Source organism: Micromonospora sp. RB23, from assembly GCF_053585025.1.
In genome coordinates, this window is record NZ_CM132111.1 from 2,257,109 (window position 1) to 2,272,297 (window position 15,189).

Genomic DNA, 15,189 nt, shown 5'->3' on the forward strand with positions numbered 1-15,189 from the left:
ACCCCGCACTCTCAGCGCCCGGAGACCGTCCGCCCGTGCCGCTGTCCGCGTGGCGTGGCCACCGGCTCCGGTCGTTCGACCCGGGTCGGGTCGCCCCGCACGAGGCCGTCGTGCATGCGCCAACGGGCTGCGGTGACCGCGCGGCGGGCCGCCTCGTCGCCGCTCTCGACACGCTGTCGCAGCAGTTCGAGGGCGATGCGCCGGTTCTGACTGAACTGCCGTTCGTCGTCCACCACCACGACGAGGCCCGAGGGGCGGTGGGTGGCGCGTACCGCCGTGCTGGCCTTGTTCCGGTGCTGGCCCCCGGGACCGCCGGTGCGGCAGCCGACGATGTCGACGTCGGCCTCGGCGAACGTCGTCGTCGGCGCGTCGCTCGGCGGGGGTTGCGCCGTCACGTACCAGTTCTTTCGACCCGTGCTCGCCCGGTAGGGGCTGGGCGCCTGCCAGCACAACGTCCCCGTCCAGGAGGCCGCGAACGCCTCGACGTCGACGCCGGACAGCCGGATCAGCACCGACCGGTAGGTGCCGGGCCGTTCACCGGGCACCGCATGTATCCGCTGGACCGCCACGCCCCGCCGGGTGGCGTCACCCTCCAGCCGGCGCAACAGGTGGGCCAGCGCCCACGCGCACTCCCGCGGCCCACGGCCGGCGGACAACAGCAGGTCCGTGCTCACGACCGACCCCGCCCGTGACGCTGGTCCCGCCGGTCCGACCGGGGTACGGCACCGACGTCCGGCGTCTTGTAGGTGACCAGGGGGATCGTGGTGGCCACCGGCGTGGCGAGCCGGTGCGCGACGAGGTCGCCGATCACCTGCTCGATCCGCTTGTACGCGGTGGGTGCCTCCTCGAAGAGCAACTGGCGGTCGCCGCACACCACGAGCGAACCCACCGGGGTGCGCCGCAGCTCCTCGACCGTGTGCTTGGCGCGGCCCCGGCGCAGCGCGTCGGCGCGGGACATCTTCCGACCCGCGCCGTGCGCCACCGAGTGGTTGGCGTCCACCCCGGCGTGGGCCGCCACCAGGTACGACGCGGTGCCCCGCGTACCGGCGACGAGCACGTCGCGCCCATCACCGGGCGCCGCTCCCTTGCGGTGCAGGTAGACGCCGTCGCGCACCTCGACCAGGTTGTGGCACTGGTCGACGACCGGCTCGGTCGGCTCGGCCCCGAGGGCGTACGCGACCCGGGCGGCCAGCAGCCGCCGGTTGAGCGAGCCCCAGCGCACAGCTTCGTCGTGCCGGGTCAGGTACGCGGCCGGGTCCGGCGCGGGTCCCGCACCGTGCGTCCCGGTGTGCGTGCGCAGGATCCGCTCACCCAGACCCCGCGAACCGCTGTGCACGACGAGGACGAGGTCACCGGTTGCCAGCCCGAGACGGCGGGCGTGCTCGGGCGCGAAGACGGTGTCGACGCGGGCCAGCTCGACGAAGTGGTTACCGCGGCCGACCGTACCGAGCCCGTCGAGGTGGCCGGCGGGAACATCGCCGGAGAGGACGGACCAGGCGGGGTCGTCGGCGTCCCGCTCCGGGTCCAGCGCGCGGTCGAGGTCGGGGAACCGGGCAGCCAGTCGTTCGGGTACGACGCGCCGGAGTCGAATGGGGAACACCGCGATACCGCAGCCGATGTCCGAGCCGACCAGGAACGGGTAGAGGACGGTGGACGCCATGGCCGCGCCGATCGGGGCGCCCTTGCCCGGGTGCAGGTCCGGCATGCCGGCGACGTGGACCATGCCGTCGAGGGCGGCCACCTGGCGGCACTGGTCGAGCGCGGCGGACTCCATCCAGCTCGTGGGGGACGCGAACACCGTGACGGTGGCAGGGGTGGACGGGGACGAAGCTTCCCGAGGGAAGAGGTGCTCGGACAACGACGCTCATTTCTCGCGAAATCGCAAGTGGACGGACGGCGATACGACGCCGGGCGGCGTGAAGTGGCCCCGGCGCGGTGCTCAGGTGGGTCCGTCAGTACGTCATGGGCACCACTCTGGCGACGTCCGTGGCGCACGGCAACCGGTTATCGGTGGGGCGTGGACCCCTGGTCGCCCCGTGTGACCAATTGACGCCGCTTGCCATCTGTCGGATGGGTGATGGCCTGGGACGCGGCTGTCCCGTCATCATCCGGGAATGCTGACGGGGCGTGACGGCATGCTCGCCGAGGCCCGCGCCGCGCTGGTGCGGGCCGACGGCGCCGTCCTCATCGGTCCGGCGGGGGTGGGTCGCACGGCCCTCGCCCGGGCGGTCGTCGCCGAGTTGCCGCCGCGACTGTTCGCCGCGGTGTGGATCACCGCCACCGAGGCGAGCAAGGAGGTGCCCTTCGGGGCCCTCGGTCGACTCCTCACCGGCGGCCACCCCGCTCTGCATCCGGCCCTCGTGCACAGCACCGTGCTGACAGGTCTGGTCGAACGGTGCGGCCCGGCCCGTACGCCCGTGCTGGTCGTCGACGACGCCCATCTGCTCGACGGACCGTCCGCCGGTGTGCTGCTCGGCCTCGTGCAGGCCCGAGCGGTCCGGGCCCTGGTCACCGTCCGGTCGGGGGTCCCGGCGCCGGACGCGGTCGTCGCGCTGTGGAAGGACGTGGGACTGTCCCGGCTGGTGGTGCCCGCCCTGACCGAGGCCGAGGTCGGCGCGTTGGCGACGGAGCGGTTGGCGGGTCCGGTCAGCCGCTCCACCACCCACCTGCTGTGGCAGTGGACCGGCGGGCTGCCACACCTGGCGGTGGCGTTGCTCGACCACGGGCAGGAGGTCGGTTCGCTGGCGCGCGACAGCGACCAGTGGCGCTGGCGCGCCGGCCTGGCGGTGCCGACGCAGGTGGCAGACCTGCTCGACCGGGAGCTGGACCGCGTCGGCCGCCCCGGCGAGGAGGCACTGGCCGCGATGGCGCTCGGCGGCCCCCTGCCGATGCCCGTCGCGGAGGCCGCCGCGTCGCCGGAACTGCTCGCCGACCTCGAACAGCTCGGCATGGTCCGCAGCGAGGAGCGCGGCGACGAGGTCCTGGTGCGGTTGCGCGATCCGATGCTCGGCGCGGCGGTACGCCGCCGCATGTCAGCCGCCCGACGTCGCCGCGTCGCCGCCGCGCTGCTGGCCGGCACGCGGCAGACGACGCCGCGCGGGTCGCACGCGGTGGCCCGCGCCCTGTGGGCGGTGCACGCCGGGCAGCCGGTCGACCCGCCGGAGCTGGTCAGATCGGCCGGCCTCTGCCTGTACGCCGACCCGGCCGCCTCGGAACAGCTGGCCCGGCGGGCCTGGCAGGAGGGCGGCGGGGCAGCGGCGGCGGTCGCGCTCGGCGCGGCCCTCGTCGAGCAGGGCCGCGCCGTCGAGGCGTACGAGACGCTGCGTACCGCCGCACGGGATGCCGAGGCGGCCGGTGACCCGACCGCCCGGGTGACGGTGGGCATGGCCCTGGCCAGGCACCGCCTCTGGGTCGGGCGGGAGCCGCGGCAGGCGTACGACGACCTGCGGCGACTGCGCGCGGACGCCGAGGCGGCCGGTGACCTGGCCGGTCGAGCGGAGTCGGCCGCGCTCGGCGTGCTGATCGAGCTGTTCAGCGGCGAGGCGGCGCGGGCGTTGGCGAGCGCTCGTCAGCTCCTGGGGGAGTCACTTCCGCGCGGCCCGCGGCTACGGGTCACGCTGGCGTCGGTAGCGGCGCTGGTGCTGGCCGGACGCACCGAGGAGGCGGTACGGGTGGGCCGCACGGTGGTCGAGGCGCTGGAGCGGTCCGGTTCGTCGGCCATGCCGCAGGTCCGCGGCATGGCCGGGGCCGCGCTGGCGCTGGCCGAGTTGTGGCGGCAGCCCACCCCGACCGGTCCGGTCACCGACCCGGCCACCGGCCGGTGGCCGCTGCCCCCGGATCCGCTCGTGTCCGGTCTGTCCCCCACCGCCTGGCCCCTCTTCGACGGGTACGCCCAGCGGGTCAGCGGGAATCGGGCGGGCGCGATCAGCCGGCTCCGGGACGCCGTCGCCCAACAGGCCGGTGGCAACGGCATGTTCCGCGCCGAGGCGACCGGCTGGCTGGCCATCACCCTGGCCGAGGACGGCCGCCCGGACGAGGCGGAGGCGGTGCTACGGGAGCATCCCGTCGACGCGGTCGCGCTGGTCCCGGGGCTGCGCCCGTGGGCGCTGGCGGCGATCGCCGCGGCGACCGGCCGGCGCCCTCGGGCGGGCGAGCTGATAGACGAGGCGATCGTCGTCGCGCACGCCTCCGGGAGTTGGCTGGTGGAACTGGGCTATCTCATCTATGCCGCGCACCTGGACCCGGTCGCCGGTCCGGCCCGCTACGCCGACCGCATCGCCGAGGCCATCGGCCACGTGGACGCCGAGCGGCTCGTCGCCGCCGGCCGGGCGGTGATCGCGCTGGCCGGACGCGATCCCACCGTGATCCTGGAGCACGCGCACCGCCTCGTGGACCTGAACATGACGGGCGAGGCGCTGAGGGTGGCCGCCGAGGTCGGCCAGCGGTCCGGGGTCACCGACACGGCCCGGCTCGCCGTCGACCTGCGGGCCCGGCTGCGGTCGGCGGTGCGGGACGACCCCGCGCGGGTGGCGGGGCTGACCGCGCGGGAGCGGCAGATCGCCGGGTTCGCCGCCCGGGGCCTGTCGGACCGGGAGATCGCCGAGGCGTTGGTGCTGTCGGTGCGTACCGTGCAGACACATCTGGGTCGGGCCTACCGCAAGCTGGCGGTCACCTCGCGGCGGGACCTGTCCGACGCCCTCCGACCGGCTGGCTGAGGCCACCGGCGGTGGCCGTGGCGCGACGTGCGTGCCACGGCCGCCGCCGAGGGGGGCCTACTGGTTCTTCGTGTAACAGGTGACCCGGCCGTTGGAGTCCTCGCGACAGTCGGCGCCCTTGGCGCCGAGGACGTTGATCGAGCCGATCACGAAAGTGAAACCCAACCCGGTCAGGATCGCCATGCCCACCTTCTTGGCCACCTCGGCGAAGTTGGCCGTGACGTCGAGCCGGAAGCTGACCGGCGCGTACCGGATCTGCTCCCACAACTCGGCGATGCGCGGGTCCTGGCCGCTGATATCGAAGTCGTCGCTGCTGTGGTCGTCGGTCACCCGGCCGGTGGCGATGGCCACGAACACGTTCCCGTTCTCGTCGGCGACGTTCGGCCCGGCGGCGAAACTCCAGCTGTGACTGAGGAAGCCGTTCTCGTGCACGTGCCCCTGGAACCAGTAGTGACCGTCGCTGGCCATCCGCAACCAGGCGGTGCCCTTGACGCTCGACGGCAACAGGCTGCCGGAGAACGTCTCACTCCACTGCTGCTCCAACCGGTCCATCGCCACCCTCGTCGACCCGGAAGGATGGCCGACCCGCGTACCCACCTGCCGCAGGGTCAGCGGCGCCCGGATGTCGAGGTACTGCGCGGCGGCCGTACGAACGCTGGCCACGGCCTCAGTCCCTCGACTTCCAGAAGTGCGCGGTGCCGTTCTCGTCCTTGTACGCGTGGATCTTGCCGGGCTGGCCGAGGAACAGGGCCCACCCGAGGATCACCACGCCGATGAGCACCTTCGGGATCCACTTCACGATGTTGCCGATCAGCTCTCCCACGTTCATCTGCACGCTCAGCCGGAAGTTCACGGTGGCGGTGCTGAGCTGATCCCAGTACTGACCGATCCTCGGATCCTGCCCGTGCTCGGCGAAGGTGTCGGTGCTCGAGTTGTCCGACACCTTGCCGCTCTGGGCGAAGACGAAGGCGTTGCCGTCGTCGTCCACGAACGCCGGTGTGGCGACCAGCGACCACCGGTGGGTGACCGCGCCGTTCTCGTGCACGTGTCCGTCGAACATGTAGCCGCCGTCGCTGAACAGCCGCAGCGATGCCGACCCCTTGACGCTGGAGGGCAACAGGCTCCCGGAGAACCACTCGACCGAGGTCTGTTCGAGTTGTGCCAGCAGCCGTCGGGTCGATCCGGTGGGGTGGCCGACTTCCGCACCGACCTGCCGTACCGTCACGGGCGCTTCGAACCGCAGGTACCTGTTGGCGGCCTGACGCAGACTGGTCATGACGTGGTCACCATGATCGGCACCAACGCCCGACCGGTCGGCAGCGGCCCGAGCGCCTTGCCCAGGATCGCGCCCACCGCCTTGAGCGGATCGGCCACCCGCATGGCGTGTCCCCGGGTGGGGGAGGTGGTCAGCAGGTCGCCGGGGCGCACCGCGCCGTGCGTCGCGTCGACCAGGCAGTAGACCTTGCCGGCCAGGGCCAGCGGCCGCCGCTGGTCGCTGTCCGGTCGCCGGTCCAGCACCATCGCCGGCGCGAAGCTGCCGGCGCCGGACACCACGCCGGCCACCGCGGTGTCGTACGGCTTGTCGGCCAGTTCCAACGCGCCGGTCTCGCCGATCACGAGCACCGCGCCCGGGATCGCCGACGGCAGGTGACCGGCCGCGACGTCGAACTCCTCGGCCAGGTCGGCGTTGCTGAGCGAGATGTCGCCGTGCACCCCGTCGATGACCACCGTGTACGCCCGGGTGTCCGGGTTGGCGAAGGACATCGAACTCTGGTCACCGCTGATCGCGACGGTGTAGGTACGGGTCTTGCTGTGGCAGAACTTGATGTGGTTGTTGGCGCCGTCGAGGTCGACCTCGTTCGCCGCGACGACCTTGGAGTTGACCGCGTTGGTCGCGGACACGTTGGTGGCCGTGACACTGGGACTGTTCACGTTGTTGGCGGCCCAGACGTCGCCGGTCGTGCCGTTGAGCAGCAGTCGGTACTGCCGCGTGTCGGGGTGGGCGAAGGACATCGAGCTGTGCTCGCCGTCGATGCCGATGGTGTACGTGCGGGTCTTGCTGTGGCAGAACTTGATGTGGTTGCCCGGGCCGTCGAGGTCGACCTGGTTGGCGTTGAAGCTCCGGCTGTTGACGTTGTTGGCGGCCCACAGGTTGCCGTTCTGCCCGTCCAGGACCGTCGTGTAGGTGCGCTTGTCGTTCGCCAGGCTGATGGTGCTGGTGCCGCCGTTCATCCCGATCGTGTACGCGCGGGTCGTGAAGTTGGTGAGTACGAGGGCGTTGTCGGCGCCGTCGAGCACGACGGCCCGGGCGGCGACGGTGTCGGCGGTGATGGTCGTCGGCGGTGTCGCCGTCGGCGTGGCCGGTGCCGCCTGGGCGTCACCCTTGGCCGCCGGCGTCGCCGTGGCGGGCGGCCCGTCGGCGCGCTGCGCCTGCTCGGCCTCGCGGGCCGGCGCGGGTGCCCGGACCGGCGGCGGCGCCGGTGGGGCGACGTCCGCCCGGGCCGGTGCGTCGTCCGGCGTGGTCCGTTGCGGCGGTGTGGTCGGTGCGGTGGCGGGCCGGGCGATCGCCTCGGCGCTGTCCGGGTTGCTGGCCTTCGCGGCCTCGTTGCTGGTCATGTGTCCATTGCAGCCGCGAGCCGGGTCGCCGGCGTCCGCAGGCACTACGTACATCGGTCCACCCGACTACGTAGCGCCGGCCGGCGTACGCTGCCGCGATGGCCGCACCGCGTCGCATCCTGGTCTACGGCGTGTACGGGGCGGGCAAGTCGACGCTCGCCGCGCGGTTGGCGCAGCGCCTCGGCGTGCCGTGGTATCCGGTGGACGATCTGCTGTGGCTGCCGGGGTGGGTCGAGGTGCCGGTCGCCGAGCAGCGCAGCCGCATCGAGAGGATCTGCCGCCGGGACGCCTGGATCCTCGACGGCGCGTACCACGGCTGGCGGGACGTGCCGTTGGCGCGTGCGGACCTGGTGGTGGCGCTGGACTACCCGCGGTGGCGTTCGTTCGGGCGTCTGCTGCGTCGTACGCTGCGCCGCCTGGGCACCGGGGAGGTGATCTGCAACGGGAACCGCGAATCCCTCGGCAGTGTGCTGTCCCGCGACTCGATCCTGCTCTGGCACGTCACCGCGTTCGGTCGCGCACGGCGGCGGATGCGGGCCTGGCAGGCCGATCCGGCCGCCCCGCCGGTGCTGTTGTTCACGCACCCCGCCGCCCTTGACGAGTGGCTGGCCGGCCTGCCGACCCGATGAGCGGATTCAGCCGGGCCGCTTGTCGACCCGGATCGCCCGGCCCAGGGCGCACGGCGAGGAGGGGCTGGAGCTGCCGGTCGGGAACCGGAAACGCCGCAGCTCCTCGACGACGAACCCGGCCGCCTCGATGGCGGCCGTGGTGTCGCGGCCGGTGTGGCAGCCGGCGAACAGCTTCGGCCACAGTGTGGCGTCGGAGATCCGCTGGACCCGGCGCAGGCGGCTGGGTTCCTCGGCCGCGACGTGCTCGAAGAGGCGTAGTTGCCCGCCGGGACGCAGCACGCGGTGGATCTCGGCGAGCGCTGCCGCCTGGTCGGGCACGGTGCACAGCACCAGCGCGACCACTGCCGCGTCGAACTCGCCGTCGGCGGCGGGCAGTGCCTCGGCCAGGCCGTCGACGACCGTGATCGGCACCGGCGCGGCCGGGGCCGCCCGGACTGCGGCGGCACGCAGGCGGCGTTCCGGCTCGACCGCGACGACCTCGGTCACGGCCCGGGGGTAGTGCGCGAACATGCGTCCGTTGCCGGCGCCGACCTCGATCACCCGGCCGGTCAGGCCAGCGGCCAGGTCGCGGCGGAACTCGGCGGTGCCGGCACGGTCCATGGCGACGCTCAGCCGCTCGTAGATCCGCGCGAACACCGGATGGGAGACAGCGGCCACGTCGACCTCCAGGACTCGCGGGCGGCGAGGACAATCATGAGTCGCGATGTCAACCGTGCCACTCCGGCGGGCTCCGTAGGCTGGGTTCGTCAGGCGATTCGGCACACCGGAAGCGGTCCGATCATGAAGATCGTCGTCATCGGCGGGAGCGGTCTCATCGGCTCCAAGGTCGTCCAGAACCTCGGTGGGCAGGGCCACGAGGCGGTGGCCGCGTCCCCGAAGACCGGCGTGAACACCCTGACCGGCGAGGGTGTGGCCGAGGCGCTCGACGGCGCCGCCGTCGTCGTGGACACGTCGAACTCCCCGTCGTTCGAGGACACCGCCGTCCGGGAGTTCTTCGAGACGTCGACCCGCAACCTTCTCGCCGCCGCCGCCACCGCCGGGGTGCGGCACTACGTGGTGCTCTCGATCGTGGGTTCCGACCGGCTCCCGGAGAGCGGCTACATGCGGGCGAAGGTCGCACAGGAGAAACTCGTCGCCGCGTCCGGTCTGCCGTACTCGCTGGTCCACGCGACCCAGTTCTTCGAGTTCCTCCAGGGCATCGTCGACGCGGCCACGGACGGCGACACCGCACGGTTGGCGCCGGTGCTCATCCAACCCATGGCGGCGGACGACGTCGCGGCCGAGGTGACCGCGGTCGCGCTCGACGCGCCGACGAACGGAGTCGTCGAGATCGCCGGCCCGGAGCAGTTCCGCCTCGACGAGCTGGGGCGGTCCGTCCTCGCTGCCGGCCAGGACTCCCGTTCGGTCGTGTCCGACCCCGAGGCTCGCTACTTCGGCACCAGGCTGGGCGAGCGCTCGCTCGTTCCGGCCGACGGCGCCCGCATCGCCGCCACCGGCCTCGACGAGTGGCGTGCCCGCGCGGCGGGCTAGCCACCGTCTCAACCGGGCGGTGTGCGCCGCAGGCGGTCCGCCAACTCCCGTACCACCGCCGCGAATCGTTCGTCGGATTCGGCCGGCCAGTGCCCGAGGATCGGCGGCGGAACGCTGTCGCCGGGCGGCGTCACCACGTCGCTGGGGTCGCGCTCCCGGCGGTCCACCGCGGCGGCCGGATCGCCGTCGGACGACTCGGTCCCCCGGTCGGGGAAGACGCGCCCGCCGATCGGGTCGGTGTCACGCCAGAGGTTCACCCACCGCCAGCCGACCCGGCTGCCGATCTCGCGCAGCACCGCGTCGTCGAGGTAGGCGGGGAAGAGCCGCGCGTAGAGCCGGCGCAGCGGTGACCCGTGCGTGAGCAGGGCGACCCGGTTGCCGATCCGGGGTGGCAACTGGAGCACCGCGGCGGCGAGCAGGACCGAACCGTGGCTGTGCCCGGAGAGCAGCACGCGGTCGCCGCGCTCCACCAGGTACGTGATCCGCCGCGTCAGCTCCGGCACGGCCCGTTCGGCGTAGCAGGGCGGCGCGAACGGGTGGGCGGCCCGGGGCCAGAAGGTACCGAGGTCCCAGATGACGCCGATGTGCCGTCGGAAGCTGGTGGTGCGGTAGGCGAAGATTCCCGCGAGCACCAGGCCGGCGAGGCCCACCGCCTTCACCCAACTGGTGAACGCGATGCTGAAGGTGATCGCACCGGCCGGCAACCTGGTGAAATGCTCGACGACGTCGCCCGGAAACACCCCCAACAGGCCGAGGGTGGTGGTGGCCGAGCCGACCCCGGCGAGACAGCCGAAGATCACGCCCAGCAGCACCAGGCGTTCGGTGAAGCTGGCCCGGGCCACCGCGTCGCGTACCTTCCGTAGTCGCGGGCGGGCCTCCGCCGGCGCGTCCGGGTAGTCGCGGGCGACGATCGCCGCCGCACGGCGGCGACGACCGGGGCGGGAGAGCGTGACCACCAGCACGGCGACGATCACCGTGATCACCGCGGTGCGGAGAAAACCGAAGATCGCCCAGGTGTACGCCCGGGGCGGGCCGGTGGCGATGCCCTCCCCGGTCGGCAGGTCGCGGTCGAGGTAGTCCGCCACCCGGTACACCAGCTCGGCGGAGTACCCCACCGCGGTGCTGATCGCCGCTGCCGCGATGACCAGCGCTCCCAGCCCGAACAGGGGGCTGCCTCTGCGCCGCCAGAGCAGCATCACGCCGAGGATGGCCAGCAGGACCGTCTGCGTGGCGAACAGCCAGACCAGCGTCCTGTCGTAGCCGGGTAGAGCGCTGTCCTCGCGCCAGCCGGCCGGGCTGGTCGCCACGTGGGCCACGACCACGACGGCCAGGATCGTCGCGGTCGTCCGCAGGCCCGTGGTGATCGCGTCGAGCCGCCGGTCGGCGGGGGACCGGTCGATCGCCGCCGGCGTGCAGAGCAGCGCCACGCAGGCCGCCAGGACCACGCCGGTGACCACCGCCAAGGCGATCGTGGCGACCGAGGCCCCGTGCGCGGCGCGGGCGGTGAGCAGGACGAGGCTCAACGTCGCGAACGCCGTGGCGACGTGTACGGATCGCAGCCGCCCCACCAGGGGTTCCGCGTCCCACGTGCCGACCGTGCTGAGCCGATGCCCGCTGACCTCCTCGTCGGGCGCGCGGAACGCCTCGAACGACCGCCCGGGCCGGTTGCTGAGCCGCCACACCAGGCCGATCGCGGCAGCCGGGACCAGCGCGAACACCGCCAGTCGCCGGCCCACCGGTTGACCACTGAACCAGGACAACCAGCTGCGACCGGCCAGGCAGCGGGGCGAGTTCAGGCAGTGCCAGGCGAGCAGGTCGAGGGCGACACCGGCGATGGCGAGCACGTACAGCACGGTCAGGGTCAGTGCCAGCACGCGGCAGAGGGACTTGACCACGTTCTCCGAGCGGGGATTCGCCGGCCGCATCCAGATCGCCACGTTGACCAGTAGGAACGGCAGTAGCAGCACCAGCGCCAGGGTCCGGGTGACGGTTCCGGAGGGCAGGTCACCCCAGCGGTACGCCTCCAGCGTCACACCGCGCGCCTCGGGGGTCGCCCAGCGCGGCCGGACCCGGACGAAGCCGCCCATCTGGTCCCCGGCGACCTGCACCGTCCGCGCCAGGCCGAGCACCTGCTCGGTGCTCGCGCCGGAGACGCCGTGCACCCGCAGTTCCACGATGTCGGCGGCGGTGTCGGGGCCGCTCACCCGCGCTGATCCATCCGCCATCGCCCCCCGAGACACCCCCGACCGCCCGGTGCCGGCGATCGGCCCGTGGGTGGCCCACCACCGGTGTGGCGGACCGGGGTCTACCCCGCCGGGACGCGCCCAATCGCGCGGGGTCACCCCCGCCGCCTCGCCTATCCGCCCGGGACGCTCCCGGCCACCCGCTGGCGGTAGGCGCGTGGTGAGACGCCGGTGACCCGTTTGAAGGCCACGCTCAGGGCGCTCTCCGAGCCGTACCCGACGGCTCGGGCGATGGCCGCGACGGAGTCGGAGCCGTGCCGGATGCGGTCCGCCGCGAGTTCGATCCGCCATCCGGTGAGGTATTCCAGCGGACCCACGCCGACGACCTTCCGGAAGCGGGCGGCGAGCGTGGACCGGGAGACGGCGGCGGTGCGGGCGATCGCGTCCACCGTCCACTGCTGCGCGGGCCGGGCGTGCATGGCCCGTAGCGCGGGGGCGACGACCGGGTCGGCGAGCCCGGCCAGCCAACCGGACGTGTGCTGCGGGTCGCGGGCGAGGTGCACCCGCAGGACCTGGATCAGCAGGACGAGCGCCAGGTGCTCCGCGACGAGCCGCGACCCGAGCTGAGGCCGCCGCAGCTCGATGTCGATCTGGTCGAGGGCCCACCGGATGGTGGCGGCCTCCGGAGCGTCGGCCGGCACGTGGATGACCGGCGGAAGGCCGTCCAGCAGGAGGCTGCGACCCCTGTCGCCCAGGGAGAACGCGCCACCGATGAGGAACATGTCGGCACCCTCGCCGGCGTGTGCCACGCCGTCGCCGGCGGCGGCGAAGATCGGGTACGCCGGCTGGGCCGGCACGTCGGGAGCACTGAAGAGCGTGTACGCCACCGGCCGGGTCAACAGGTAGCAGTCGCCCTCGGCGAGGGTGATCGGTTCCGCCATACCCTCGATGAGGAGGTGGCAGCCGCCGCGTCGGATGGCGTTGAACTTGGCGCCGGCCGGCGGGTCGAACCGGACCGCCCACCGCCCACCGGCGACGAGTCCGGCGGAGAGGTGCGCGGTGGCGCCGAGCAGTGCCAGCACGTCTTCGAGCGGATCCATGCTCACCGTCCTGGACGCTCGCGAAAGTATGAAGGATTCCAGACTATAGGCAGTCCAGAGCGGTGGTACATAGCGTGGTGGACATGACAGCGCACGCACGCCTCACCACTGGATTCACCGCCCGCACCACCGCCGCCGAAATCCTCGACGGCGTCGACCTGACCGGGCGTCGGATGATCGTCACCGGGGGCGCCTCCGGCATCGGTCTGGAGACGGTTCGCGCTCTGGCCGGTGCCGGCGCGGAGGTCACGGTCGCGGTCCGTGACCCGGATCGGGCCGCGGGGCTCGTCGCGGAGTTCGCCGGTGACGACACGCCGGGCACCGTCCGGTCGTCAGCGCTCGACCTCGCCGATCTGTCGTCGGTCGACGCGTTCGTCGCGGCCTGGGAAGGCCCGCTCGACGTGCTGGTCGCCAACGCCGGAATCATGGCCCTGCCGACCCGTCAGCTCTCGGCCCAGGGCTGGGAGCTCCAGCTCGCGACCAACTATCTGGGGCATTTCGCGCTGGCCGTCGGACTGCACGACAACCTGCGGGCGGCGGGCGCGGCGCGGGTCGTGCTGGTCAGCTCCGGCGCACACCTGAGCGCCCCGTTCGACGCCGCGGATCCCCACTTCGAGCGGCGGCCGTACGACCGGTGGCAGGCGTACGGGCAGTCGAAGACGGCGGACGTCCTGCTGGCGGTGGGTATCAGCCGGCGGTGGGCGGCGGACGGGATCACCGCCAACGCCCTCAACCCCGGGTACATCCACACCAACCTCCAGCGTCACCTCGACGACGACACGATGCGCGCGCTCGGCGGAATGGACGAGGCGGGCAACCTCGTGGTGCCGGACTACTACAAGACGCCCGCCCAGGGCGCGTCGACCACGGTCCTGCTCGCCGCGTCGCCCCTGCTCGACGGCATCGGCGGCCGGTACTTCGTCGACAACCAGGAGGTGGAGGTGGTTCCCGGCGGCCCCGATGCCACCGACGGCGTCGCGGACCACGCGATCGACCCGGCGGCCGCGGACGAGCTCTGGGCGTACGCCGAGAAGGCGCTCGCCGAGCGCTGAGCGCGACCGCCTCCGGCGCCGGGCGCGGCGCGGGCCTGCGTGGCCGCGCCCGGCGTCCAGGATTGATCGGGGTACGGCGGGGTAGCCGCCCGCCATGGTCGCTGCCGGTCGGCCCGGTACGGACGGGGACTCGCCGGCGCGCGCCGGCGCGGGAGCGCGGTCCGGCCCGACGTCGACCGTCACGCGGCTGTGGGGCCAGCTGTCGGACACGCTGCGGGAGCGAACGCGGCGGGTTCGGGGCATCGGGGGGCTGGCCCTGCAGGCCGGCTTGGCCGCGGCGCTGTCCTGGCTGGTGGCGCGTGAGGTGCTGCACGTCTCGCAGCCGGTGTTCGCGCCGATCTCCGCGGTCTCCACCCTCGCGGCGTCGGTCGGCCAACGCCTGCGGCGCACCATCGAGCTGATCATCGGCGTCACCGTCGGGGTGCTGGTCGGTGACCTGCTGCTCGGGGTGATGGGCACCGGGTGGTGGCAGCTCGCCCTGATCGTCGTGTTGGCGATCCTCGTCGCGCTGTTCCTCGTCGGCAGCGCGGCGGTGGTGATCCAGGCGGGCGCCACGGCCGTGCTCATCGCCACGTTGAGTCCAGCCGTGCGCGACCTGGAGATTCCCCGCTTCGTGGACGCCCTCGTCGGGGGCGCCGTGGCACTGGTGGTGACGGCCGTCCTGCTGCCGTTGAGCCCGCTGCGAGTGCTCAACCGGGCCGCGCGACCGGCGCTGGACCTGCTCAGCGCACAGCTCGACGCCACGGCTGGCGCGTTGGCCGACGGTGACATCCACCGCGCGTTGACCGCGCGGGCGAGGTTGCGGCAGAACAAGGGCGAGCTGGGCGCGCTCGTCGAGGCGACGCAGGGCGCCCGGGAGGCCAGTGCCCTGTCGCCGGTGCACTGGCATCAGCGGCGGGGACCGGTGGCCCGGTACGCGCAGACGGCGGAGCCCGTCGACCGGGCCATGCGTAACGCGGGAACGCTGATCCGTCGGGCGGTGACCCTGATCGAGGACGGTGAGCCCGTTCCGGAACCGATGCCGACGGCTGTCGCCGACCTGGCCGAGTCGGTGCGCCTGCTCAAGCGGCAGTTCGCCGCCGGCCGTGAACCCGTTCAGGCGCGCGAGCGGGCGCTCGCGGCGGTCTGCGCCGCCGGGGACGCCTACCGGGAGGGTGTCGGTTTCTCCGGTGCCGTCGTGGTGGCGCAGGTCCGGACGACTGCCAGCGACCTGCTGGTGGCGTCGGGACTGAGCCAGGAGGCCGCGAACCGGCTGGTCCGGCGTGCGTTCGCCAGTGCGGGAAGGCCCGGTGACCAGCACTGATGATCGTCGTGGCAGCAATGTGAGCCATAGGTGTTGCATGCTGAGCCAAAGTGGTGCCATG

The 15,189-nt window shown here is 73.2% G+C and carries 13 protein-coding genes; 5 read left to right on the top strand and 8 right to left on the bottom strand.

Annotated elements, in window-relative coordinates; translation table 11 throughout:
- Positions 1-11 precede the first annotated feature (11 nt).
- Positions 12-674, bottom strand: coding sequence for a peptide chain release factor H (gene prfH, locus ACTFTM_RS10415; protein ID WP_449565588.1), 663 nt, complete (start codon positions 672-674; stop codon positions 12-14).
- Entirely contained in the window at positions 671-1,858 is a 1,188-nt protein-coding gene (locus ACTFTM_RS10420; protein ID WP_449565589.1) for an RNA ligase RtcB family protein, read from the bottom strand. The genes prfH and ACTFTM_RS10420 overlap by 4 nt, the downstream gene beginning before the upstream one ends.
- 256 nt (positions 1,859-2,114) lie before the next feature.
- Between ACTFTM_RS10420 and ACTFTM_RS10425 the strand changes: the two genes are divergently transcribed.
- Positions 2,115-4,715, top strand: a complete 2,601-nt coding sequence (locus ACTFTM_RS10425; RefSeq protein WP_449565590.1) for a LuxR C-terminal-related transcriptional regulator — start codon at positions 2,115-2,117, stop codon at positions 4,713-4,715.
- A 57-nt stretch (positions 4,716-4,772) separates the two neighbouring features.
- Here ACTFTM_RS10425 and ACTFTM_RS10430 read toward each other — a convergent pair whose 3' ends face one another.
- The 3 genes from ACTFTM_RS10430 to ACTFTM_RS10440 are packed head-to-tail and all read right to left on the bottom strand — an operon-like array spanning position 4,773 to position 7,331.
- Positions 4,773-5,378: a hypothetical protein gene (locus ACTFTM_RS10430; RefSeq protein WP_449565591.1), complete on the bottom strand. Its 606-nt coding sequence runs from the start codon at positions 5,376-5,378 to the stop codon at positions 4,773-4,775.
- A gap of 4 nt (positions 5,379-5,382) precedes the next feature.
- The gene (locus ACTFTM_RS10435; protein WP_449565592.1) at positions 5,383-5,991 is read right to left on the bottom strand and encodes a hypothetical protein; all 609 of its coding nucleotides are present in this window, start codon (positions 5,989-5,991) and stop codon (positions 5,383-5,385) included.
- Positions 5,988-7,331 (bottom strand): hypothetical protein, encoded by a 1,344-nt coding sequence (locus tag ACTFTM_RS10440; protein ID WP_449565593.1) that lies wholly within the window; start codon positions 7,329-7,331, stop codon positions 5,988-5,990. The genes ACTFTM_RS10435 and ACTFTM_RS10440 overlap by 4 nt, the downstream gene beginning before the upstream one ends.
- 98 nt (positions 7,332-7,429) lie before the next feature.
- On the opposite strand from ACTFTM_RS10440, the gene ACTFTM_RS10445 reads away from it, so the two are divergent.
- On the top strand, positions 7,430-7,960 hold the full coding sequence (locus ACTFTM_RS10445; protein WP_449565594.1) for an adenylate kinase: 531 nt from the start codon (positions 7,430-7,432) through the stop codon (positions 7,958-7,960).
- A 6-nt stretch (positions 7,961-7,966) separates the two neighbouring features.
- Here the strand turns inward: ACTFTM_RS10445 and ACTFTM_RS10450 are convergent, their stop codons facing one another.
- Positions 7,967-8,617 carry a methyltransferase domain-containing protein gene (locus ACTFTM_RS10450; RefSeq protein ID WP_449565595.1) on the bottom strand — a complete coding sequence of 217 codons (651 nt, stop codon included), beginning with the start codon at positions 8,615-8,617 and terminating at the stop codon, positions 7,967-7,969.
- A 123-nt stretch (positions 8,618-8,740) separates the two neighbouring features.
- Between ACTFTM_RS10450 and ACTFTM_RS10455 the strand changes: the two genes are divergently transcribed.
- Positions 8,741-9,490, top strand: coding sequence for an SDR family oxidoreductase (locus tag ACTFTM_RS10455; RefSeq protein WP_449565596.1), 750 nt, complete (start codon positions 8,741-8,743; stop codon positions 9,488-9,490).
- Positions 9,491-9,498: 8 nt separating this feature from the next.
- Here ACTFTM_RS10455 and ACTFTM_RS10460 read toward each other — a convergent pair whose 3' ends face one another.
- The gene (locus ACTFTM_RS10460; protein WP_449565597.1) at positions 9,499-11,694 is read right to left on the bottom strand and encodes a hypothetical protein; all 2,196 of its coding nucleotides are present in this window, start codon (positions 11,692-11,694) and stop codon (positions 9,499-9,501) included.
- A 152-nt stretch (positions 11,695-11,846) separates the two neighbouring features.
- Positions 11,847-12,773: an AraC family transcriptional regulator gene (locus ACTFTM_RS10465; RefSeq protein WP_449565598.1), complete on the bottom strand. Its 927-nt coding sequence runs from the start codon at positions 12,771-12,773 to the stop codon at positions 11,847-11,849.
- Positions 12,774-12,856: 83 nt separating this feature from the next.
- On the opposite strand from ACTFTM_RS10465, the gene ACTFTM_RS10470 reads away from it, so the two are divergent.
- Together ACTFTM_RS10470 and ACTFTM_RS10475 are read left to right on the top strand one after the other, a co-directional pair.
- Positions 12,857-13,825, top strand: coding sequence for an SDR family NAD(P)-dependent oxidoreductase (locus tag ACTFTM_RS10470; protein WP_449565599.1), 969 nt, complete (start codon positions 12,857-12,859; stop codon positions 13,823-13,825).
- A 94-nt stretch (positions 13,826-13,919) separates the two neighbouring features.
- Positions 13,920-15,128 carry an FUSC family protein gene (locus ACTFTM_RS10475; protein WP_449565600.1) on the top strand — a complete coding sequence of 403 codons (1,209 nt, stop codon included), beginning with the start codon at positions 13,920-13,922 and terminating at the stop codon, positions 15,126-15,128.
- Positions 15,129-15,189 lie beyond the last annotated feature (61 nt).

Coding starts and splice junctions, on each gene's coding strand:
- ACTFTM_RS10425 (WP_449565590.1), top strand. CDS start 2,115: ATGCTGACGGGGCGTGACGGCATGCTCGCCGAGGCCCGCGCCGCGCTG.
- ACTFTM_RS10435 (WP_449565592.1), bottom strand. CDS start 5,991: ATGACCAGTCTGCGTCAGGCCGCCAACAGGTACCTGCGGTTCGAAGCG.
- ACTFTM_RS10440 (WP_449565593.1), bottom strand. CDS start 7,331: ATGACCAGCAACGAGGCCGCGAAGGCCAGCAACCCGGACAGCGCCGAG.
- ACTFTM_RS10445 (WP_449565594.1), top strand. CDS start 7,430: ATGGCCGCACCGCGTCGCATCCTGGTCTACGGCGTGTACGGGGCGGGC.
- ACTFTM_RS10455 (WP_449565596.1), top strand. CDS start 8,741: ATGAAGATCGTCGTCATCGGCGGGAGCGGTCTCATCGGCTCCAAGGTC.
- ACTFTM_RS10465 (WP_449565598.1), bottom strand. CDS start 12,773: ATGGATCCGCTCGAAGACGTGCTGGCACTGCTCGGCGCCACCGCGCAC.
- ACTFTM_RS10470 (WP_449565599.1), top strand. CDS start 12,857: ATGACAGCGCACGCACGCCTCACCACTGGATTCACCGCCCGCACCACC.
- ACTFTM_RS10475 (WP_449565600.1), top strand. CDS start 13,920: ATGGTCGCTGCCGGTCGGCCCGGTACGGACGGGGACTCGCCGGCGCGC.